The sequence below is a fragment of the Sphaerisporangium krabiense genome (assembly GCF_014200435.1).
Classification (GTDB): domain Bacteria; phylum Actinomycetota; class Actinomycetes; order Streptosporangiales; family Streptosporangiaceae; genus Sphaerisporangium; species Sphaerisporangium krabiense.
In genome coordinates this window covers 6017895-6037827 of record NZ_JACHBR010000001.1, presented here as the reverse complement: position 1 = coordinate 6037827, position 19933 = coordinate 6017895, and the positions used below count along the sequence as shown (strand labels likewise).

Sequence of the window (19933 nt, the reverse complement as noted above, 5' to 3'; positions counted from 1 at the left end):
GATCCATGGACAGCATCACCCTGAACGCACGCCACCTCCACGCGTTCGCCGAAGTGGGGTTCCAGGTTGCCGGCGGATCCGGGGCGCACGGCGCGATGACCGCGCTGCGCGAGATCATTCCCGTGGAGGCGTACGAGTTCGTCGCCTACGATCCGGCGACCGGGCGGCACCGCAGCCTGGTGTCCTGCGGGTACGCCCGGGTGGACGACGACGCGGCCGAGGAGTACGCGCGCCTGGACTCCTACCGCCGGGCCATGGCCTCGCGCGTACCGCTGCCCATGGGCGCGCCCGGCACCGAGCTCTACTACCGCAGGCACCTGGAGCCGTACGGCTGGTCCTCCGGCCTGACCGCGCCGCTGTTCGTGGGCGGCGCCGCCGACCGCTACACCGGCCTGCTGCACGTGAGCTCCCGCCGCGCGCTGCCGCCCGAGGCGGGCACGGTGATCGGCGCGGTCGCGGGCACGCTGGCGCACGTGACCGACCTGACCCGGTGCGTGATCGACCCGCTCGGCCTGCCGGCGGGGTTCCACGCGATCGCCTTCGAGCGCGGCGGGCGGCGCAGGGCGGTGGCCGGGTGGCCGCCGTCGGAGGCCCTCGGGAGCGAACCGGCCATGGCGGAGCTGGCCCGGGACTTCATCGACTCGCGCGAGCTGTCGCGGCGCGGGCTCTGGCCCGACTCCCAGGGGCAGTGGCGGGAGGTGCGGATCCACCGGGCGGGGGTGGGGTTCCGGGGCGCGATCCAGGGAGCGGTGATCGCCGAGCGGCCGTGCTCGCTCCCCTACGACCTGACGGCCCGGGAGGTCGAGGTGCTGACCCGGGTCGCCCTCGGCGACTCCAACCCGCAGATCGCCGCGGCGCTGGTGCTCAGCGTCCGGACGGTCACCACGCACCTGGAGCACATCTTCGCCAAGCTGGGCTGCGACAGCCGCACCCGGCTGACGACCAAGGTGCTGGCCGAGGGCCTGTGCCGCGTGGACGTGCCGTAGCCGGCGGGGTGGTCCCCGAGGGCGCCTAGCGGGCGACCCTCAGGGACTTCTGGTCGCCGCGTGGAGCCACGGGCGCGGCCTCCAGCAGGTCGACGTGCATCTCGAACCAGACGTTGTTGGTTCCGGCCTCACGGATGAAGCCCCAGCGGTGCGCGAGGGCCTCCAGCAGGAGCAGTCCCCTGCCCCCGGTGTCCAGCGGCGAGGTGGGACGCCAGCCGAAGGGCGGGTCGAGCGATCCCGCGTCCTGGACGGCTATGCGCACCCACTCCGCCGAGTAGGACACGCTCAGCGTGAACGTGCCGCCGTCCCCCGAGTCGGAGTGGACCACGGCGTTGGTGGCGATCTCGCTGGTCAGCAGCACGCAGTCGTCGTGCAGCGGGTGCCCCGAGCCCAGGGCGGAGGACACCAGCCGCCGGGCCCTCGCGACCGCGTCGGGGTCCCCCGCCAGGTGGAGCACCCGGTCACTGTCCGATCCCGTCCTGCCGTACGGTGATGAAGTCATGCGACCCCCGGTGAGTGATCTGCTCGCACCGATGTAAGGACGCGGGGATCATCGCTGGAGATGTCGCCAAAAGGTAGGAACCTGGTCGCCACGGGGAGGCTCTGCCTCACCCGGCGGAATGCTCACGTACTCCAAGGGGACAGTTTCCTCACCCCCGGGCGGACGCGCGTGCGGTCTCACGACGAGGGCGGCGGCAGCGTGAGGTCCTGGTCCTCCATGGCGTCGGAGACGTCCTCCTCGACGATGTCCGACGCCGAGCGCACGATCAGCGGGTCGGGCGTGCCGACCACCTCGTGGTCCTTGTTCTCGTAGTCGAACAGGCTGAGGACGTGCCGCATGGCCTCGATCCGGCCGCGCTTCTTGTCGTTGCTCTTGATGACCGTCCAGGGCGCGTCCTCGGTGTCGGTGTTGAGGAACATGTCCTCTTTCGCCTGCGTGTACTCGTTCCACTTGTCGAGGGACTGCAGGTCCATCGGCGACAGCTTCCACTGCCGCACGGGGTCGACCTGGCGGATGATGAACCGGGTGCGCTGCTCGCGCCTGGTGACCGAGAACCACAGCTTGACCAGGCGAATGCCGTCGCGGACGAGCATGCGCTCGAACAACGGCGTCTGCAGCATGAACTCGTCGTACTCCTCGGGCGTGCAGAAGCCCATCACGCGCTCGACCCCGGCGCGGTTGTACCACGACCGGTCGAACATGGCGATCTCCCCGGCCGCGGGCAGGTGGGCGATGTACCGCTGGAAGTACCACTGCGTGCGCTCGCGCTCGTTGGGCTTCTCCAGCGCCACGACCGACGCGCCGCGCGGGTTCAGGTGCTCCATGAACCGCTTGATCGTGCCGCCCTTGCCCGCGGCGTCGCGGCCCTCGAAGAGGATCACCAGGCGGCCGCCGGTGTCCTTGATCCAGTACTGCAGTTTCAGCAGCTCGATCTGAAGCAGCCGCTTGGTCTGGTCGTATTCGGGGCGCGACATGCGCCGGGTGTAGGGGTAGTGCTCACGCCAGGTGTCCACCGGACGGCCGTCGGCGTAGTAGAGGACGGGATCGTCGTCGTCGCCCGCGTCGACCCACAGGCCAGGGGTCCGGTCGAGCAGGTCACTGGTCGCCGCCAGGCGTTGGGCATGCATGCCGTCAAAGTGCCCCGGATCCATAACACCAGCATTTCATGATTTACGACATTTATCGAAACGCACTGTGAACAGTCCGGATCACGCAGTGGTCAGACGCACCGCCCGCCGCCCGAGTCCAGGACTCGCCCCCCGCTGCCCACGAAGCGCCAGTCGTAACCTCCCGGACGCAGGACCAGCCGCAGCACGCCGAAATGCGCGGCGTCGCGGAACTCGCTGCCCGTGACGGGCGGGCCGAACGGGTAGTGGCTCGCCCCGCCGGTGCCGGCGACGAACTGGCGCAGGCCGTCCCCGGACGGCTCCCCGTCCGGGCGCAGCGCGGCGAAGCGCTCGTAGTTGTGCTCGTGACCGGCCAGGACGACGTCCGCACGCGCCGCGTACAGCGCCTTCCAGAACGTGCCGACGCTCGGGTCGCCGCCGTGGGCCCGGCCGGAGGAGAAGCGCGGGTGGTGCCAGTAGGCCAGCACGCAGCGCCTCGGGTGCGCGGCCAGCTCGGACTCCAGCCACGCCGCCTGCGCCGAGCCGGGGCCGTGCGGGGCGGTGGAGTCCAGGGAGATCAGCCGCCAGGCGCCGAGGTCGAAGCCGTACCAGCTCCTGCCCCGGGGGCGGGCGGCCCTCCCCCAGTACCGGAAGTAGCCCTTCGCGCCCGGGGTCCGGTACTCGTGGTTGCCGGGCGCGGGCCGGGTGCGGTCCTTGAAACGGCCCCAGGTGACGTCGTAGTAGGCGCGGAAGTCGCGCAGCGCGCCGGAGGGGTACTGCAGGTCGCCGAGCGCGAGCACGGCGTCCGGGTCCAGGGCGAGCGCCAGGTCCGAGGTCGCCCGCGCGCCGCAGCCCTTCCCCGTGCAGCGGGTGGAGATGTCCCCGGCGGCGGCCACGACGGGGGCCGCCGCCGGGCCGGACGCGCTCGCGGACGGGCTCTTGGGCGGGCTCGCGGACGTGGTCGCAGGCAGGGACGTCACAGGGTCCGGGCCCCCCGGGCGCGCGGCCACCGGCCCGGCGCAGGCGGCGGCCAGCGCGCCGCCGGCCGCCAGCACGGACAGCCGGCGAGCGCGGCCGGACATGAGGCGGGCGCGGGCGGACATGAGGCTGGCGGACATGAGGCTGGCCCGGGCGGACGACGGCCCGGCGCGGCCGGAGGGGGCCCGGCCGGAGGTCACCGGAAGACGCCGGTGTGGCCCAGCGAGTGCAGGCCGGGCTGTGGGTAGACGGCCAGGCCGTGCGGGCCGGCGCCGACCTTGATCTTGCGGACGACGTGCCCGTCCTCGGTGTCGAAGACGTAGACCTCGCCGTGGTAGCGCCCGGCCAGCCACAGCAGGCGCCCGTCGGCCGACACCCCGCCCATGTCGGGGGACCCGCCGCCGGGGATGCGCCACGTCGCGACCGGCCTGCCCTCGGCGAACGACACCACCGACACCGACCCGGCGCCCCGGTTGGAGACGTAGAGGTTCTTGGAGTCGCGGCTGACGTACAGCCCGTGCGCGCCCGCCCCCGTCCTGACGAACCGCCGGACGCGGAACCCGTGCGCGTCGATCAGCCAGACCCCTCCCATGGCCATGTCGGCGACGTAGAAGGTGCGCCCGTCGGGGGACAGCTTCACGTCCTGCGGCATGCTGTGGCGCGCGCCGTGCACGGGCAGGCGCACGATCTCGGTGACCTTGCGCGCGGCCAGGTCGACGGCGACGAGGTGGCCGGAGAACTCGCAGCTCGCCAGGAAGGCCGACCCGTCGGCGGTGAAGTCGGCGTGGTTGATGCCCCGGCACGGCATCGCCAGGGAGCCGCGCGCCTTGAAGGTGCGGGGGTCGCGGAAGTCCAGGCGGTTGAGCCGCTCGGCCATGACCAGCGCCGTGGCGCCGTCCGGGGTGAAGTACAGGTTGTAGGGGTCCTCGACCGCGATCGGCGTGCCCGGCTTCCCGGTGACCGGGTCGATCGGGGTCAGCGTGTCTCCCTCGTTGTTGTTCACCCAGAGGGTCTTCAGGTCCCAGGACGGCACCACGTGCTGGGGGCGGCGGCCGACCGGGAACGTCCTGATCACCTTGTAGGTGCGGGGGTCGATCACGCTGACCGTCCCGGCGTCGCTGTTCGGCACGTACACCCGGGAGGGGAACCGCGCCACCACGGGGCTGAGCATGCCGGGCCTGTCGTTGGCGTAGACGTCGGTGACCTGACCCTTGCCCGCCTCCTTCGCGCCGGCCTTGCCCGGATCCTCGGGGGCGGCGGCGGGGGGCTTGGCGGCGGTGACGGCCTGCCGCGCGTCGCCGCCCGAGCAGCCGGGCGCGGCGAGGGCGAGCGCGACCGCCGCCAGGATGCGCGCGCGCCGCGCCGTGTCCTCCGACGTTGTTCGCCGCCGCATGACCTGCCCTTTCGCCGTCCGCTCCGGCTCGGTGCCGGCTACGGAAACGTTAAGATCACGATGGTCAGCGGACGCTCAATTGAGGGTTAGCGCCGGGTTCGTCTTTGCCCGCGCCCTACACCAGGCTCCACATGCCGATCAGGGCGCGCACGCCCGGCGAGGCGAGCACGAACGGCTCCCCCTCGGGGGCGGGCAGGCCGCCCGCCTGGAGCAGGTCCTGGTCGAGGCGCGTGAGCCGGGCGTGGCGCAGCGGCCAGGGCGGGTGGTCCACCTCGGCCGTGGCGAGCCGTCCCGCGACGACGGTGAACAGCCGGTACCGCTCGGTCAGGAAGCGCGCGAGCCCGTCCGCCTCGTCCATGGGCGGGCCGAGCTCGACCTCGGCGTGGCAGCGCGCGCCCTCCCGCCCCGGCCAGCGGCGGCGGGAGCGGTACACGGCCCGCTCGCCCGCGACGCGCACCGACATGCCCGCCCAGTGGTAGGGCAGCGCGTAGACGGCGCGCGCGGCGAGCACGGCGGGCAGCAGGCCGGCGTCCAGCGACAGGAACCACAGGCCGCCGCGTCCCCGCCCGTCGCGCGCGTAGGTGCGCACGTTCGTCTCGGGGAAGCGCGACATCCCCGGCAGCGGCGGCAGGGCGCGCGGGCGCACGTCCTTCATGAGGAACGGCGTGAGCCCCACCCACGCGGAGCCGTCGAACTCCTCGGCGGTGAGTCCGGGAGGCAGCAGCTCCTGGATCACGGCGGCCGGGTACCGCCAGTGGACGAAGGTCATGTCGGCCCAGGTGTGGTACATCACGGCCTGGGCGACCCGGTGCGCGCGCGTCGTCCGCATGACACCGGCCTACCCCGCGCCGCCCGCGCGTAGCCGTGTCGCCGCGTCAGGTAGGGGACGGCGCGCGGGAGTAGTCGGTGTAGCCACGCGCGCCGCCGCCGTAGTACGTCGCCGGGTCGGCGGAGTTCAGGGGTGCGCCGGTGCGCAGCCGCTCGACGAAGTCGGGGTTGGCCAGGAAGCCACGGCCATAGGCGACCAGGTCGGCGCCGGCGGCGAGCCATCGCTCCCCGTCGGCGCGACCGCCGTCCGGCCGTGGCGTCCCGCCGGAGCCGGGGGCGGCCACGAGGGCGCCCGGCCAGCACGCGCGGAGCCGTCCTGCGGCCGCCGAACCGGCGGCGACCCCCGCGATGTGCAGGTACAGCAGGCCGATCGGCGCCAGCCGGGCGACCAGGTCCGGGTAGAAATCCTCGGCGTCCTCCTCGGCCATGTCGTTGCACCGGTCGCCCGGCGTGATCCGCAGGCCCACCCGGTCCGCGCCGACGGCCTCGGCCACGACCGCCACCAGATCGGCCGCGAACCTGCCGCGGTCGCGGCCGTAGGCGTCGCGGCGGCGGTTGGTGCGCGCGGCCAGGAACTGGTGGACGAGGTACCCGTTGCCGCCGTGCAGCTCGACGCCGTCGAAGCCGGCCTCGACCGCCAGGCGCGCGGCGCCGGCGAAGTCGCTCAGGGTGGCCCTGATCTCGCTCGCGCTCAGCTCGCGCGGCACCGGAAGCTCGCGCATGCCCGTGTGGGTGAACAGCCGCCCCGCCGCCCGCACCGGGGACGGCGCCACCGGCCACAGGCCGTTGACACAGGGGTGGCCGATGCGCCCGGCGTGCATGAGCTGGACGAAGACGCGCCCGCCCGCGGCGTGGACCGCGCCGGTGACGGCCCGCCACGCCCGCGCCTGCTCGGGGGTGTGCAGGCCGGGCGTGCCGGGGTGACCCTGGCCGGCCAGGCTGGGCTGCGTGCCCTCGGCGATGATGAGTCCCGCCGTCGCGCGCTGGGCGTAGTAGAGGGCGGCCTCCGGGTGCGGCACTCCGCGCTCGTCGGCCCGGCTGCGGGTCATGGGCGACATGACCAGCCGGTTGGGGAGCCGGAGCCGTCCCAGCCGCACCGGCTCGAACAGGTCGGGCATCGCAGCTTCCTCCGTCAGGCTCGAAGGGCCTCGCGGGGCCGGGGTCCGTGCGGGGCGCCCTCAGAAGGGCCCCGCGAGGGCTGAGTACTCGGGCGGGACGCCGCTCAGGACGAGGGGGCGGTGGTGGCCGTGGACGCGGCGCCCAGGGCGGTCAGGCAGGTCCTCAGGCGGTCGGCCGCCTCCTCGTCCCCGGTCTCGGCCAGCACCTTCTCGTAGCCGTCCGCCGCCTCGGCGTACCGGCCCAGCTCCTGGCACACCACGGCCCGGTTGAAACGGATCGCGGGCGCGTCGCTCAGCTCCAGCGCCCGGTCGAGGTCGCGCAGCGCCTCCCTCGGGTCGCCTTCCCGGAACACGACCTCCCCGCGGGAGGCCCACGCCTCGGCCAGCCGGTCGTCCCCGCGCAGGGCCTCCGTGAGGGTCTCACGCGCCGCGTCCAGGACGCCGCGCCCGGCGAGGAGCCGCCCCTTCAGGCACAGCAGGTGGGGATTGGCGGGGGCGATCTCCAGACCGGCCGTCACGTCCTGCCAGGCCGCGTCCGCGTCGCCCAGCTCGTGCAGGAGGCCGGCGCGGTTGACCCGGGCGTCCACGTGAGCCGGGTCGAGCTCGATGGTGTAGCCGAAGTCGCGCAGCGCGCCCTCCACGTCGCCGAGCTCCAGCCGCGTGTCCCCCAGGTTGTAGTACGCCTCGGGGAACGGCGGCGACAGGCTCAGCGCGCGCTCGTAGGCGGCGACGGCCTCCTCGTCCCTGCCGAGACGGCGCAGGATGTTGCCGACGTTGAAGTGGTGCTCGGGGAAGTCGGGGTCGCGCTCGACGACGGCCTCGTAGTCGGCCAGCGCGTCCTCCAGCCGGCCCATCATGCCGAGGACCTGGGCCCGGTTGTAGCGCAGCACCGTGCGGTGCAGGATGTGCTCGCCCGGCTCCAGCTCCCTGTCGAGCCGGGCCATGCCCTGCTCCAGAAGCCGCAGCGCCTCGTTCGGGCTCTTCTGGCGCACCTCGACCAGCGCGAGCCCGTTCCCGCCGAATACGGTGTGGAAGGCGCGCTTCTTGGGGTCCTCGATCAGTGAGGCGATCGCGATGGAGATGTTGATCCACGCTCTGGCCTGCTGGTAGTCCCGGCGCGGCTCGGGAAAGTGGCGCGAGTACAGCATCGCGGTGCCGTAGGCCAGCTCCATGTGGATCATCGGGTCGGCCGTGGCGGCGCGCGCCTCGTCGTAGATGGCCTTGGCCTCGTCGGCGCGGCCCACGGAGGCCATGGTGATGCCGGTGGCGTCGTTGAACTTCCACCACCAGTCCTCCTGGGTGGCCAGGTCGGCGATCGCGCTGCCACGCACGCCGAGTTCGGCCGCGGCCTGGTAGAGGCCGACGTCGCGGCAGTGGTCCATGGCGGCCCAGAGCGCGGCGAGGCCCGCGCCGCCCGGGTCGCCGCCGTGCTCGGCGTGGTAGGGCACGGCGCCGAGCAGCAGGGAGAACTCTCCGCGAGCGCGCAGCTCGGCGGCGCGCGCGTCGTGCAGGCGCGCGCGCTCCTCGCGCGGAAGCCGCTCGTAGGCGGCGATGACGCGGGGGTCGTCGCTGACGCCGTCGAGGGCGACGTACGCGCTGCCGCTGGGCTCGGGGCCGTCCGGCTCGCCGGGCGCGGCGGGGGCGTCCAGGCGCGTGGCGTGCCGGTCCATGACGCGGGCGAGCGACACCGACGGCTCGCCGGGCGGGTCGGGGACGGGGTCCGGGCCGGTGCAGGCGACGACGGTGAGCCCGCCGAGGTCGCCGCGCCGCATCAGGACGGCGATGAACTCCTGGTCGGTCGGGTCGGCCTCGTGGACGTTCTCGACGACCAGCGTCCGCGGCCCGCCGAGCTCGCGCAGGTAGTCCCGTAGCAGCTCGGCGAGCCCGTTGGCGATGTTGAGCGTGTGCAGCCGCGAGTAGAACCGCGTGCGTTCGCCGCCGTTCACCGTCCACTCCATCGAGGTCCAGGCCGAGGGGACGGCGCGGACCAGCTCGGGCGCGCTGGTCGAGATCTCGATGTTGTGCCGGGGGCCGAGCTCGGGGAGCCGTGCCACGGCGTCGTGGAAGATGGCGCGGACCAGCGTCCCCGCGGCGGTGTAGGGGCCGCGCAGCCGCCGGTGCGCGTCCAGTGCCGGCAAGGCGGGCGGCAGGTCCAGCCCGGCGACGAACAGCTCCCGGTCGCGGCGCCGGGCTCCCCGGATCCAGAGATGATCACCCATGGCGGGTCCCTTCAGGTGGTGGCTCAGGCGATGACGTGGTGGAGCCGCGCCTCCCGGCGGCGGCGGAGCCGGTCGCGGACCGTCATCCACGCGAGCACGGCGAGCTGGACGGCGACGAATCCGGTGAAGACGGCGGAGTCGAGCAGTTCCGCCCAGGTGGCCCCGCCGCCGGTGAAGCGGCCGAGCACTCCGGCGAACATCTGGTAGGTGAGGGGCAGCACGGCGGCGAGGAACGTCGCCAGGCTCACGGTGTAGCCGGCCACGATCAGCCAGGAATACCACCGGGCGACCCTGCGGTCGACCGGGTGCCACCGGGACTCGTCGTGCAGCCGGTCGCGCCGGCCGAGCACGCGGTTCACGCGGTCGGCGAGCATCTGCTTGGCCGTCGTGTGCAGGTCGACGCAGCCGAGCGCCGTGGACACCAGGACATAGAGGTCGGTGCGCAGGTACAGGGAGAACTGCCAGATGATGCGCAGCAGGATCGCGAACGCGAAGGCCAGGCAGAACCTGCCGGCGAAGGACAACCCGCCGCCCGGCTCGCGGGTGAGGTCCGCGGCGACGGTGAGGGCGGCCATGACCAGCAGATCGGCCAGCATCCCGGCCACGATGGGCAGGTACCTCTTGCGCCGGGGCACCGCGACCAGGCCGTCCAGCGAGGTCTCCAGCACGATGAAGTACAGCCTGCGGCCGATCCGCAGCCGCGAGCGCAGGCCGAGCCGCCGCCCGGCGAGCGCGTGGAACGCCTCGTGCAGCAGAAGCTGGGGGACGGCCGCGACGAACAGGGTCACCTCGATGACCGTGTAGTACTCGGTGAAGAAGATGTTGCCGTAGCGGGGCACGAGGTCGGGGGCGCGCACCGCCGCCACGAGCGCCCACGTGATGAGCAGGCCGTAGAGGATCCAGGCGGGCGGGGAGAACAGGGCCGTGCCGAATCTCCTCCACCGCAGGGGGGCCGAAGGCTCGGGGGCGGACTCGCCGCCGGCGCGGAGGAAGTCCAGTTCGCCGAGGGCGGCGATCACGTCGTCGATGTCGACGTTCTCCCGGTAGGTGGCGGCGTACCAGGCGGCCGCGTCCCGGGGGGTCATGCCCTCCTCGAGCCGGCGCAGCAGCTCGGCCCCGTCGGGCGGGAAGATGCCGTAGGAGTCGATGTCCGGCCTGCCCACCGTCACCTCCTCGCCGTCGGCGAGGTGGACCAGCGGGTGCAGGGGGAGCGGCGCGTCCGGGTCGTACGCGATCGGGGCGTCCTGCACGGCCTCCGCGTCAGTCAACGATCAGCCCTCCAGGCGGGAGCGGGGTCACCGGCGCGCCGGGGCCGGGGATCGCCCCGTGCCGCGGCGCGCCGGCGGAAGCGGTACTTAGGCCGGCTTCTTCTTGTAGACGCCGCACGCCGCGGCGGTGAGGCGGACCGGACCCGCCTTACGGATCGTGATCTTCTTCATCTCGTACCTCCTCCCGCTGTGCCGGTTGGCTCTGCGGCCACAATGACCTGCCGCGCTGGACCGGCGCCGTCGCGGCGCTGGACGGGCCGCGCCCGCGGGGCCGGGCACGGTCCAGCGCACCGTCAGCGGGGATCCAGGGAACTCATGGCGGGCGGGCGCGGCGCGGGGACCGTCGTGCTCCCTCCGCTCGTCTCCGGCGTTCTCCGGGCGGGTCCGCGGACGTCTCCGTGCGCGATTCCGGCCCGAAAATTCTGGACCGTTCGGGCAAATCTCCAATCCGCCCTGCAACTGGGGATAGATGGCCGATATAGGACACAAACCACTCTCGCCACGCCCTCCCGATAAAACATATGCTTCTGCAATTTCCTTCACTGACTTAGCCCTTTTCCTCGGGAGCGACATGGAGTCGATACGGTTTCAGGTACTGGGGCCGTTACGGGTATGGCGAGGGGACACCGAGGTCGAGCTGAGCTCGGAGAAACAACGCGCCGTGCTGGCGCTGCTGCTGCTCAAGGCGGGCGCGCCCGTCCGCCGGGATGAGATCATCGACGCCCTGTGGGGAGTGGAGGCGCCGGACTCCGTCGTCAACCTCGTCCAGACCTACATCGGCCGCCTGCGCCGCCGCCTCGACCCCGGTCACGTCCCCCGCTCCGGCTCCTCACGCCTCGCCGCTCTCGGCTCCGCCTACGTCCTGCGGCTGGACCGGTGCGACGCCGACCTGCTCCGCTTCCGCGCCCTCGCCGCCGAGGCCAGGGAGGCGGGCTCGCCCCAGGCCACGCTGCGACTGCTGCTGCGCGCCCTGCGCCTGTGGCAGGGCCCGTGCCTGTCCGACCTCGGGCAGAGCCTCAAGGGGCACCCCTGGGTGCGCGCCGTCGAGCAGGAGCGCATCAACGTCCTGCTGGAGGCCGCCGGGATCGCCGTACGGCTCGCCGCGGCCGCCGAGGTCATCCCCCAGCTTCGGGTGGTCGCCTCCGGCGAGCCGCTCAACGAGGCCGTGCACGCCTGGCTGGTGCTCGCCCTGGCCGCCGCGGGGTCGCAGGCCGAGGCGCTCGCCGAGTACGAGGCGGTGCGCGCCCGGCTCGCCGACGAGCTCGGCATCGACCCCGGCCCCCAGCTCAGGGCGGCCCACCTCCAGGTGCTGCGCCAGGAGACGGTGCCACCGTCCTCCTACGACGCCGCGCCCGTACGGCCCTCGCTGCTCCCGGCCGACATCGCCGACTTCACCGGGCGCGACGAACTCGTCGAGGACCTGTGCGGCATGCTCGCCTCGCGGGAACCCGGCCCGGTCAAGGTGCTGCTGATCTCGGGGCGATGCGGCGTGGGCAAGACCGCCCTGGCCGTCCACGTAGCCCACCGGCTCGCCGACGCCTACCCCGACGGCCAGCTCTACGCCGACCTGCTCGGCGGCGGCCCCGAGCCCGCCGACCCGGGACGGGTGCTCACCCGGTTCCTGCGCGCGCTCGGCATCCACGGCCCGGCCATCCCCGAGGACCTGGAAGAACGCGTGGACCTCTACCGCAGCCGCGTCGCCGGGCGCAGGATCCTCACCGTGCTGGACGACGCCGACGGGTGCGCGCAGGTCAGGCCCCTGCTGCCCGGCTCGCCCACCTGCACGGTCATCGTGACCAGCAGGTCCCGCCTGTCGGGGCGGCCCGGCGCCCGCGTGGTCGACCTCGACGTGCTGGAGCCGGGGGACGCCGAAGGGCTGCTGGCCGCGATCCTCGGCGAGGAGCGCCTGGCCGCGGAGCCGGGCGCCGCCGCCGAGCTGGTGCGGGCATGCGGAGGGCTTCCACTGGCGATCCGGGCCGCCGCCACGCGCCTGGCCGCCCGCCCGCACTGGACGCTCACCCGGTTCGCCGAGCGGTTCGCGCTGGGCGGCCTGGACGAGCTGGCCGTCGGTGACCTGGACGTGCGCGCCAAGCTGGACGACGCCTACCACCGGGTCGGTGAGGAGGCTCGGCGCGCGTTCCGCCTCCTCGGCGTGCTGGACCTGCCGTCCTTCGCCGCCTGGACCGCGGCCACCACGCTGGAGGTCTCCCTGGTCGCGGCGGAGGAGCTGGCCGACGTCCTCATCGACGCGCGCCTGCTGGACGCGGCGGACCACGCGACCGGCCGGACGCGGTACCGGTTCCACCGGGTGGTGCACCTGTACGCCCGCGAGCGGGCCGCCATCGAGGAGAGCGAGAGCACCGTCCGCGTGGTGGTCACCCGCGCCCTGGCCACCCTCCTGGCCCTCGCGCAGGAGGCCGAAGACCACCTCCCCGGGCACGCGCCCGTGCGCGGGCGGGCGCCGCGCTGGCCCGCGCCCGTCCAGGTCCACGAGGAGCTGCTCGCCGACCCGCTGTCATGGTTCGGCGGCGAGCGCGCGTGCCTGGCCGCCGGGGTACGGCAGGCCGCCGCGATCGGCCACGACGAGCTGGCCTGGGAGCTGGCCGCCGCCCTGCTGAACCCCGCGCTTGCGCGCGGATGGTGGGACGACCTGGAGGACACCCACAGGACCGCGCTCGCCGCCTGCCAGCACGCGGGCAACCGGCTGGGCGAGGCCGTGATGCTGCGCGGGCTGGCCGAGCTCGACCACGCGATGGAACGTTACGACAGTTGCCTGGAGAATCTCGGCACGGCCCGCGCCCTGTTCGCCGACCTCCGCGCCTTCCGCGCCGAGGCGGACGCCCTGGCCCGCCTGACCGAACTGCGGGCTTCCCGGTCCGAGGCGTCCCGGCGACCGGCCGGTCCGCAGGCGCCGTTCCAAGAGCTCTCCACGGAATGACCTGCGGCGTGTCCCGGATCGGCGTGCCGCCGGGGATCGCGGGGCGGTGAACGGCGGTATCGTCGGGCGGGTCGGACAGGGCGGTGATCCGGGGAGGCACGCGATGAGACGGCGGTGGATCGGCGGGCTGGCCCTCGCGGTGCTGGTCTCCGGCTGCGGGGCGACGACGGCCGCGCCACGCGAACCCGCCCCCGCGCCACCGGCGGCGTCCCCCGCCCCCTCGGCGAGCGCCGCGGACGAATCAGGCGACGCCGGCTCGGAAGGCTCCGCGGGGACGGCGACCTCGCCCGTCCGGCCGTCCGCGTCCACGGAGGCGCTGGACGCGCCCCCCGCGCCGGACGCCGCGATCCCCACCTCCCCCGACCGGCTGGCCAAGGCCGTGGTCACCACCGAGGCGGCGCTCAAGCGCGCGATCGACGACTGGCGCGGCGACGACGGCAAGGCCGGCGGCGAGCCGCCCGAGGCGGTCGTCCTGTGGTCGCTGCACCAGCAACGCCTGTACCGGGTGCTCGGGCACGACGCCGGGCTGACCCGGCGCACGCTCGCGCGCCTCCCTGCCGCCGTGGCCGACCGGGCGCGCGACAACGCCGAGGCGGCGCGCGACCTGTTCGACCTCACCCGCCCGACCTCCACGCCCGGCAGGTTCCGCACGCAGGAGCCGCCGCGCGCCGAAGACCTGCGCGGGTACATGCGCGGCGCCGAGCGCAGGTTCGGCGTGGACTGGGAGGTCCTGGCCGCCGTGATGCTCGTGGAGACGAAGTTCGGCCGGCTGCGCTCGCCGAGCTCGGCGGGCGCCCAGGGGCCGATGCAGTTCATGCCCGCGACGTGGAAGGCGTACGGCCTCGGCGGCGACGTGCACGACCCGCGCGACGCCGTGACGGGGGCGGCCAACTACCTGCGCGCGTCGGGCGCGCCGGGCGACTACCGGCGGGCGCTGTACGCCTACAACCACGACCGCCGCTACGTCGACGCCGTGCAGCGGTACGCCCGCCAGATCAGGCGCGACGCGCGCGCCTACTACGCGTACCACAGCTGGCAGGTCTTCGTCCTCACCACCAAGGGCGACCTCCGCCTCACCGGCCCGTGAGCCGCGGGGCCTCCCTGGCGTGGAACGCGACGATGTCGGCGCGGGCCCAGAGGTCGCCCGCGGCGAGGGTGTAGCGGGGTTCGGGGAACTCGGGGCGCTCCGCCAGCCGGAGCACGTCCGTAGGGGTGAGGCCGAGGATCTCTCCGGCCTCGGCGGCGCCGACGAGGTCGCGGCGGGCGGGATCGCGGCGGGTGAGTTCGGCGAGCGCGGCGAGCAGCAGGTCGGCGGTGGGCCAGTCGCGGCGGCCGTCGCCGCCCAGGTCGACGGCCAGTTCGGTGACCTCGGCCGCGGTGTATCCGAGCGCCCGGGCGACGCGCCTGGCGGTGACGAGCGCCTCGTGGTCGCGCCGGGCCGACGTGCCTTCCATCCCTGAACCGTCTCAAAACCGGCCAAGCACCGCAAGAATCGACGCGAGCCGTACGCGCCTTGGGCAGAGGTTCGTCGGGGGTGGGGCGGCATACCGGGAATTTCCATGTATAACCGGTAGGGAAACTTGTATAGGCGGGAACGGGCTCTTACAGTCGGCATATGTCGACGCACCGTAGCCTGCTGACCGACGACTTACTCGACCGGTTCGCCAAGCGGACCGCCGCCTACGACCGTGACAACGCCTTCTTCGCCGAGGACTACGAGGAGCTCAGAGAGCTCGGCTACCTGCGGATCGCGGTGCCGGAGGAACTCGGCGGGTTCGGCCTCACCCTGAGCGAGGTGGCCCGCGAGCAGAGCCGCCTGGCCTACCGCTCCCCCGCCACCGCCCTCGCGATCAACATGCACATCTACTGGACCGGCGCGGCGGCGGGGGTGCGCGCCGCCGGGGACCGCTCGCTGGACTGGCTGCTGGAGGCCGCCGCCCGCGACGAGCTGTTCGCCTCCGGCCACGGCGAGCCGGGCAACGACCTCGGCCTCGGGCACTCCAACGTCCGCGCCGAGCCGCTGCCGGACGGCGGGTACCGCTTCTACGGCCGCAAGATCTTCACCTCCCTCTCCCCCGCCTGGACCTGGCTCGGGGTGCACGCGCTGGACGACTCCGACCCCGCCGGCCCGAAGGTCGTGCACGCCTTCGTGCGCAGGGAGGCGCCGGGCCACCGGACCGTCGAGACGTGGGACACGCTCAGCCTGCGGCCGACGCGCAGCGACGACACGATCCTGGAAGGCGTCGAGGCCGGGCCCGCGCACGTCTCCCGCGTCCTGCCGGCCGGGCCGCCGCAGGACGCGTTCATCCTCGGCATCTTCGGCTGGGTGCTGCCGCTGTTCGGCGCCATCTACGCCGCGATCGCCCGGCGCGCCTACGACCTGGCCGTGGAGGCGGCGCGGGAGCGCACCTCCAAGGAGCTCGGCGGGCGCACGTTCGCCCACCACCCGTTCGTCCAGTGGAACATCGCCGAGGCGGCGCTGCGGCTGGAGGCGATCGGCGCGCAGCTCGACCAGGTGACGGCCGACTGGGACGCCGGGGCCGACCACGGCGCGCGGTGGGTGCCCAAGCTGTTCGCGGCCAAGTACAACGCGGTGGAGGGCGCCAAGCAGGTCGTCGACCTGGCTGCCCGGGTGTACGGCGGCGGCGCGCTGTTCCGCGCCGGCGAGCTGGAGCGGATCATCCGGGACGTGCAGGCCGGGCCGTTCCACCCGCCGAACGCGAGCCTGGTCCACGACATCGTCGGCAAGGCCGCCCTGGGCGTGCTGTGAGCCGAGGGACACCGGCGAGGAGACGCGCATGTCAGAGGAGAATCCCGCACAGGAACCCCGGAAGGACGAGCGCCTGATCTCGCGGCGGTCGCTGCTGGTGGGCGGCGGCGTCGCGGGGGCCACCCTGGCCGGCGCGGGCGCGCTGGCCGTCTGGGCCGCCACCGGGAACCGGGCCACCGAGGCCCGCAGCGCCGCGGGGCGCACGCTGAGGATCGGCTACGGCGGCGGGGTGTGCGAGGCCCCGCTGTACGCCGCCTACACGCAGGGCCTGTTCGCCCGGCACGGCCTGAAGGTCGAGCTGGTGAAGACCGGCGGCGACGTGATCAAGGACGCGGTCGGGTCCGGCAAGCTGGACGCCGCGCCCGGCATCCTGTTCAGCTGGCTCAAGCCGATCGAGCAGGGCGTGGACGTCAAGCTGGCCAGTGGCCTGCACCAGGGCTGCCTGCGCCTGATCACCAAGAAGGGCGGCCCGATCACCGACATCCGGCAGCTCAAGGGCAGGACCATCGGGGTGGCCGCGATCGGCGACTCGGCCATGTCGTTCTTCTCGCTGGACCTGCTGGACGCGGGCCTGCACCCGGTGGACGACGTCGAGTGGCGGGTGTACCCGGGCGACCAGCTCGGGCAGGTCCTGGACAGCGGGCAGGTGCAGGCGGTCGCCGCCTCCGACCCTCACGGCTTCCTGCCGCAGCTCAGGGGCATCGCGGCCGAGCTGGCCAACAACCGGCAGGGCGCGAACGCGCAGCACTACTGTTGCACGACCGCCCTCAACGGCAGGCTGCTGCGCGAGGACCCCGAGACGGCCGCAAGGCTCGTGCGGGCGTGGTCGGAGGGCAGCCGCTGGGTCGCCGCGAACCCGGTCGCGACGGCCCGGCTGGAGGTGGAGCACAAGTACGTCGCGGCCGAGCGGTCCGACATCGAGCGGGTGCTGGCCAGCTACGTGTTCGCCCCGTCGGCGGCGGGGCTCAAGGGCGAGATCGGGCCGGACGTGGTGAAGTTCAAGCGGACCGGCTACCTGGACGCCAGGACCGACCCCAAGGCGCTGGCGGACAAGGCGTTCGCCGACCTCGGGCTCGACTTCTGATGACGACCTCCGAGCTGGACCGCGCCGCGGCCAGGCCGTCGCCGCCGCGCCGGAGGGCCGCGCGCCCGCCGGCCGCGGCGGTGTTCGGGGCGGGCGTGTGGGCCGGGGTCGCGCTGCTCACCGTGGCCCTGCGCGACCGGCAGCCGGTGACGTACACGCCGGTGGTCGCCGTCCTGTGCGCCGCGGTGGCGGCGGCGACGCTGGCGGCCGTCGCGCTGGCCCCGGCGCGGGCGCGGCACCGGGGGCCGTGGGTGGCCGCGGCCGGGTACTGGTTCGCGTTCTGGGAGCTGGCGACCGCGAAGCTGGACCTGCTCAGGCCGCCGTACTTCACCTCGCCGCAGGGCCTGGCCGAGGCGTTCTGGAACGACCGCGCGCTGCTGGCCGACAGCTTCGTCAACTCGCTGCGGCTGCTCGTGCTCGGCTTCGCCATCGGCGCGGCGTCCGGCCTGGTCGCCGGGGTCGCGATGGGCTGGGCGCCGCGCGCGGACTACTGGGCGCACCCGATCCTGATGACGATCGGCCCGGTGCCGGGCGCGGCGTGGCTGCCGCTGATCCTGGTGATCTTCCCGACGAGCTACAGCGGCGCGGTGTTCATGATGAGCGTGTCGGTCTGGTTCCCGGTGACCGTGCTGACCCGCTCGGGGGTGATGTCGGTGCGCCGGGCGTACTACGACGTGGCGCAGACGCTCGGGGCGGGGACGCGGTACCTGATCTGGCGGGTGGCGCTGCCGGCCGCGCTGCCGCAGATCTTCACGGGCCTGTTCATGGGCCTCGGGGCGTCGTTCATCACGCTGGTGATCGCCGAGCTGCTGGGCGTGAAGAACGGCCTCGGCTGGTACATCGAGTGGACCAAGGGCTGGGCCGCCTACCCGCGCATGTACTGCGCCATCGTGCTGATGATCGTCTTCTGCGGCGGCGCGATGGCCGCGCTGTTCCGGGTGCGCAACCGCGTGCTGCGCTGGCAGAAGGACCTGGTCCGGTGGTGACGCCCGCGCCCTCCGGGATGGAGATCGGGGTGGCGGGGCTGACCCACGAGTTCGCGCTGGGCGGCGGGCGGCTGCGCGTGCTGGAGGACGTGACGCTGACGGTGCAGCCGGGCGCGTTCGTCGCGCTGGTCGGGCCGAGCGGCAGCGGCAAGTCGACGCTGCTGCGCCTGCTCGCGGGCCTGGAGCGCCCGACGTCCGGGCGGCTGACCGCGGGCGGCGTCCCGCTGTCGGGGCCCGACCCGGGCCGGGCGCTGGTGTTCCAGGACCCGACCCTGTTCCCGTGGCGCACGGTGCGGCGTAACGTCGAGATCGGGCCGCAGTCGCGCGGCCTGCTGCGTGAGCGGCACGAGGAGGTCACGGGGGTGCTGGAGCTGGTGGGGCTCACCGACTTCGCCGACGCCTACCCGAGCCAGCTCTCCGGCGGCATGGCGCAGCGGGCCGCCCTCGCCCGTGCGCTGGTCAACCGGCCGGAGGTCCTGCTGCTGGACGAGCCGCTCGGCGCGCTGGACGCGCTGACCCGGCTGTCGATGCAGCGCGAGCTCGTGCGGCTGTGGCGGGACCGGCGGTTCACCGCGGTCCTGGTCACCCACGACGTGGACGAGGCGCTGCGGCTGGCCGACCGGGTGGTGGTGCTGTCGGCCAGGCCCGGGCGCGTGCTGGCCGACCTGCCGGTCGCCGCCCCGCGTCCGCGCGACACCGACGCGGCGGAGCTGCGCGAGCTGCGCCGCCACGTGCTGCGCCTGCTGGGGCAGGAACGGTGAGCGTCCACGCCACGGCGGCCGGGGCGGTCGGGGGGACGCCGCTGGTGCGGCTCGGGGAGGTGACGCGGGGCCTGTCCTGCCCGGTGTACGCCAAGCTGGAGTACCTGAACCCGGGCGGCAGCGTGAAGGACCGCGCCGCGGCCGCGATGGTGGACGACGCCGAGGAGCGCGGCGTGCTGCGCCCGGGCGGCACGATCGTGGAGGCGACCTCCGGCAACACGGGCATCGGCCTGGCGATGGTGGCGGCGCGGCGCGGGTACGCGTGCGTGTTCGCCATGTCCGACAAGAGCAGCGCCGAGAAGGTGGCGACGCTGCGCGCGCTCGGGGCCCGGGTCCTGGTGTGCCAGGCCGGGGTGCCGCCGCAGGACCCCGGGCACGTCCGGCAGGTCGCCCAGCGGGTGGCCGCCGAGACGCCGGGCGCGTGGCTGGCCGACCAGTACAACAACGCGGCCAACCCGCTGGCCCACTACCGGAGCACGGGCCCGGAGATCTGGCGGCAGACCGGCGGCGCGGTGACGCACCTGGTCGCCGGGGTGGGGACGGGCGGCACGATCACCGGGACGGGGCGGTTCCTGAAGGAGGCGGGCGCGGTGACCGTCGTCGGGGCCGACCCCGAACGGTCGCTGTACTCGGGCGGCGACGGCGGGCCGTACCTGGTGGAGAGCATCGGCCACTTCCTCCACCCGGACGCCGACGAGGACCTGTGGCCCACCGCCTACGACCCCGCGGTGGTGGACCGGTTCGAGCGGATCTCGGACCGGGACTCGTTCCACATGGCGCGACGGCTGGCCCGCGAGGAGGGCCTGTTCGCCGGCGGCTCCTCGGGCACGGCGGTCGCCGGCGCACTGCGCGTGGCCTCGGAACTCGGCCCCGAGGACCTGGTGGTGGTGATCCTGCCCGACTCCGGGCACCTCTACCTGTCCAAGGTCTTCGACGACGCCTGGATGCGCGAGCAGGGAATGCTCGACGCGCCGGACCCCTGACGCCGCCCCGGCG

The 19933-nt window shown here is 74.0% G+C and carries 17 protein-coding genes; 8 read left to right on the top strand and 9 right to left on the bottom strand.

What is annotated here, in order from left to right; all coding sequences use genetic code 11:
* Positions 1 to 5 precede the first annotated feature (5 nt).
* Positions 6 to 986, top strand: coding sequence for a helix-turn-helix transcriptional regulator (locus tag BJ981_RS26425; protein WP_184614770.1), 981 nt, complete (start codon positions 6 to 8; stop codon positions 984 to 986).
* A 25-nt stretch (positions 987 to 1011) separates the two neighbouring features.
* Here the strand turns inward: BJ981_RS26425 and BJ981_RS26420 are convergent, their stop codons facing one another.
* The 8 genes from BJ981_RS26420 to BJ981_RS26385 form a co-directional block, all read right to left on the bottom strand.
* Positions 1012 to 1488 (bottom strand): ATP-binding protein, encoded by a 477-nt coding sequence (locus tag BJ981_RS26420; protein WP_184614768.1) that lies wholly within the window; start codon positions 1486 to 1488, stop codon positions 1012 to 1014.
* Positions 1489 to 1664: 176 nt separating this feature from the next.
* The gene (gene ppk2 / locus BJ981_RS26415; RefSeq protein ID WP_184614766.1) at positions 1665 to 2615 is read right to left on the bottom strand and encodes a polyphosphate kinase 2; all 951 of its coding nucleotides are present in this window, start codon (positions 2613 to 2615) and stop codon (positions 1665 to 1667) included.
* A gap of 92 nt (positions 2616 to 2707) precedes the next feature.
* The gene (locus tag BJ981_RS26410; RefSeq protein ID WP_204070757.1) at positions 2708 to 3772 is read right to left on the bottom strand and encodes a metallophosphoesterase family protein; all 1065 of its coding nucleotides are present in this window, start codon (positions 3770 to 3772) and stop codon (positions 2708 to 2710) included.
* Complete coding sequence (locus tag BJ981_RS26405; RefSeq protein WP_184614762.1) at positions 3769 to 4965, bottom strand: YVTN family beta-propeller repeat protein; 1197 nt, start codon at positions 4963 to 4965, stop codon at positions 3769 to 3771. The genes BJ981_RS26410 and BJ981_RS26405 overlap by 4 nt, the downstream gene beginning before the upstream one ends.
* A gap of 115 nt (positions 4966 to 5080) precedes the next feature.
* Positions 5081 to 5794 carry a YqjF family protein gene (locus BJ981_RS26400; RefSeq protein WP_184614760.1) on the bottom strand — a complete coding sequence of 238 codons (714 nt, stop codon included), beginning with the start codon at positions 5792 to 5794 and terminating at the stop codon, positions 5081 to 5083.
* 46 nt (positions 5795 to 5840) lie between these two features.
* Positions 5841 to 6911 (bottom strand): alkene reductase, encoded by a 1071-nt coding sequence (locus BJ981_RS26395; protein WP_184614758.1) that lies wholly within the window; start codon positions 6909 to 6911, stop codon positions 5841 to 5843.
* Between the two features lie 104 nt (positions 6912 to 7015).
* Entirely contained in the window at positions 7016 to 9130 is a 2115-nt protein-coding gene (locus BJ981_RS26390) for a tetratricopeptide repeat protein (protein ID WP_184614756.1), read from the bottom strand.
* Positions 9131 to 9153: 23 nt separating this feature from the next.
* Complete coding sequence (locus BJ981_RS26385; protein ID WP_221314771.1) at positions 9154 to 10398, bottom strand: hypothetical protein; 1245 nt, start codon at positions 10396 to 10398, stop codon at positions 9154 to 9156.
* A gap of 571 nt (positions 10399 to 10969) precedes the next feature.
* Between BJ981_RS26385 and BJ981_RS26380 the strand changes: the two genes are divergently transcribed.
* Both BJ981_RS26380 and BJ981_RS26375 read left to right on the top strand, forming a co-directional pair.
* Positions 10970 to 13336, top strand: a complete 2367-nt coding sequence (locus BJ981_RS26380) for an AfsR/SARP family transcriptional regulator (protein WP_184614754.1) — start codon at positions 10970 to 10972, stop codon at positions 13334 to 13336.
* A gap of 103 nt (positions 13337 to 13439) precedes the next feature.
* Positions 13440 to 14423 (top strand): lytic transglycosylase domain-containing protein, encoded by a 984-nt coding sequence (locus BJ981_RS26375; protein ID WP_184614752.1) that lies wholly within the window; start codon positions 13440 to 13442, stop codon positions 14421 to 14423.
* On the opposite strand, the gene BJ981_RS26370 is transcribed toward BJ981_RS26375, so the two are convergent.
* Positions 14410 to 14790 (bottom strand): hypothetical protein, encoded by a 381-nt coding sequence (locus BJ981_RS26370; RefSeq protein WP_184614750.1) that lies wholly within the window; start codon positions 14788 to 14790, stop codon positions 14410 to 14412. The genes BJ981_RS26375 and BJ981_RS26370 overlap by 14 nt on opposite strands.
* Positions 14791 to 14951: 161 nt before the next feature.
* On the opposite strand from BJ981_RS26370, the gene BJ981_RS26365 reads away from it, so the two are divergent.
* The 5 genes from BJ981_RS26365 to BJ981_RS26345 are packed head-to-tail and all read left to right on the top strand — an operon-like array spanning position 14952 to position 19920.
* Entirely contained in the window at positions 14952 to 16106 is a 1155-nt protein-coding gene (locus BJ981_RS26365; RefSeq protein ID WP_184614748.1) for an acyl-CoA dehydrogenase family protein, read from the top strand.
* Positions 16107 to 16134: 28 nt separating this feature from the next.
* Positions 16135 to 17190 carry an ABC transporter substrate-binding protein gene (locus BJ981_RS26360; protein WP_184614747.1) on the top strand — a complete coding sequence of 352 codons (1056 nt, stop codon included), beginning with the start codon at positions 16135 to 16137 and terminating at the stop codon, positions 17188 to 17190.
* Complete coding sequence (locus BJ981_RS26355) at positions 17190 to 18176, top strand: ABC transporter permease (RefSeq protein ID WP_184614745.1); 987 nt, start codon at positions 17190 to 17192, stop codon at positions 18174 to 18176. The genes BJ981_RS26360 and BJ981_RS26355 overlap by 1 nt, the downstream gene beginning before the upstream one ends.
* Positions 18170 to 18937 carry an ABC transporter ATP-binding protein gene (locus tag BJ981_RS26350; protein WP_204070756.1) on the top strand — a complete coding sequence of 256 codons (768 nt, stop codon included), beginning with the start codon at positions 18170 to 18172 and terminating at the stop codon, positions 18935 to 18937. The genes BJ981_RS26355 and BJ981_RS26350 overlap by 7 nt, the downstream gene beginning before the upstream one ends.
* On the top strand, positions 18934 to 19920 hold the full coding sequence (locus BJ981_RS26345; protein ID WP_184614743.1) for a PLP-dependent cysteine synthase family protein: 987 nt from the start codon (positions 18934 to 18936) through the stop codon (positions 19918 to 19920). Before BJ981_RS26350 ends, BJ981_RS26345 begins: the two co-directional genes overlap by 4 nt.
* Positions 19921 to 19933: the final 13 nt, after the last annotated feature.

Excerpts from the sequence above, each read along its gene's own strand:
- BJ981_RS26425 (WP_184614770.1), top strand. The coding sequence starts at position 6 with ATGGACAGCATCACCCTGAACGCACGCCACCTCCACGCGTTCGCCGAA.
- BJ981_RS26420 (WP_184614768.1), bottom strand. The coding sequence starts at position 1,488 with ATGACTTCATCACCGTACGGCAGGACGGGATCGGACAGTGACCGGGTG.
- ppk2 (WP_184614766.1), bottom strand. The coding sequence starts at position 2,615 with ATGCATGCCCAACGCCTGGCGGCGACCAGTGACCTGCTCGACCGGACC.
- BJ981_RS26405 (WP_184614762.1), bottom strand. The coding sequence starts at position 4,965 with ATGCGGCGGCGAACAACGTCGGAGGACACGGCGCGGCGCGCGCGCATC.
- BJ981_RS26400 (WP_184614760.1), bottom strand. The coding sequence starts at position 5,794 with ATGCGGACGACGCGCGCGCACCGGGTCGCCCAGGCCGTGATGTACCAC.
- BJ981_RS26395 (WP_184614758.1), bottom strand. The coding sequence starts at position 6,911 with ATGCCCGACCTGTTCGAGCCGGTGCGGCTGGGACGGCTCCGGCTCCCC.
- BJ981_RS26390 (WP_184614756.1), bottom strand. The coding sequence starts at position 9,130 with ATGGGTGATCATCTCTGGATCCGGGGAGCCCGGCGCCGCGACCGGGAG.
- BJ981_RS26380 (WP_184614754.1), top strand. The coding sequence starts at position 10,970 with ATGGAGTCGATACGGTTTCAGGTACTGGGGCCGTTACGGGTATGGCGA.
- BJ981_RS26375 (WP_184614752.1), top strand. The coding sequence starts at position 13,440 with ATGAGACGGCGGTGGATCGGCGGGCTGGCCCTCGCGGTGCTGGTCTCC.
- BJ981_RS26370 (WP_184614750.1), bottom strand. The coding sequence starts at position 14,790 with ATGGAAGGCACGTCGGCCCGGCGCGACCACGAGGCGCTCGTCACCGCC.
- BJ981_RS26365 (WP_184614748.1), top strand. The coding sequence starts at position 14,952 with ATGTCGACGCACCGTAGCCTGCTGACCGACGACTTACTCGACCGGTTC.
- BJ981_RS26360 (WP_184614747.1), top strand. The coding sequence starts at position 16,135 with ATGTCAGAGGAGAATCCCGCACAGGAACCCCGGAAGGACGAGCGCCTG.
- BJ981_RS26355 (WP_184614745.1), top strand. The coding sequence starts at position 17,190 with ATGACGACCTCCGAGCTGGACCGCGCCGCGGCCAGGCCGTCGCCGCCG.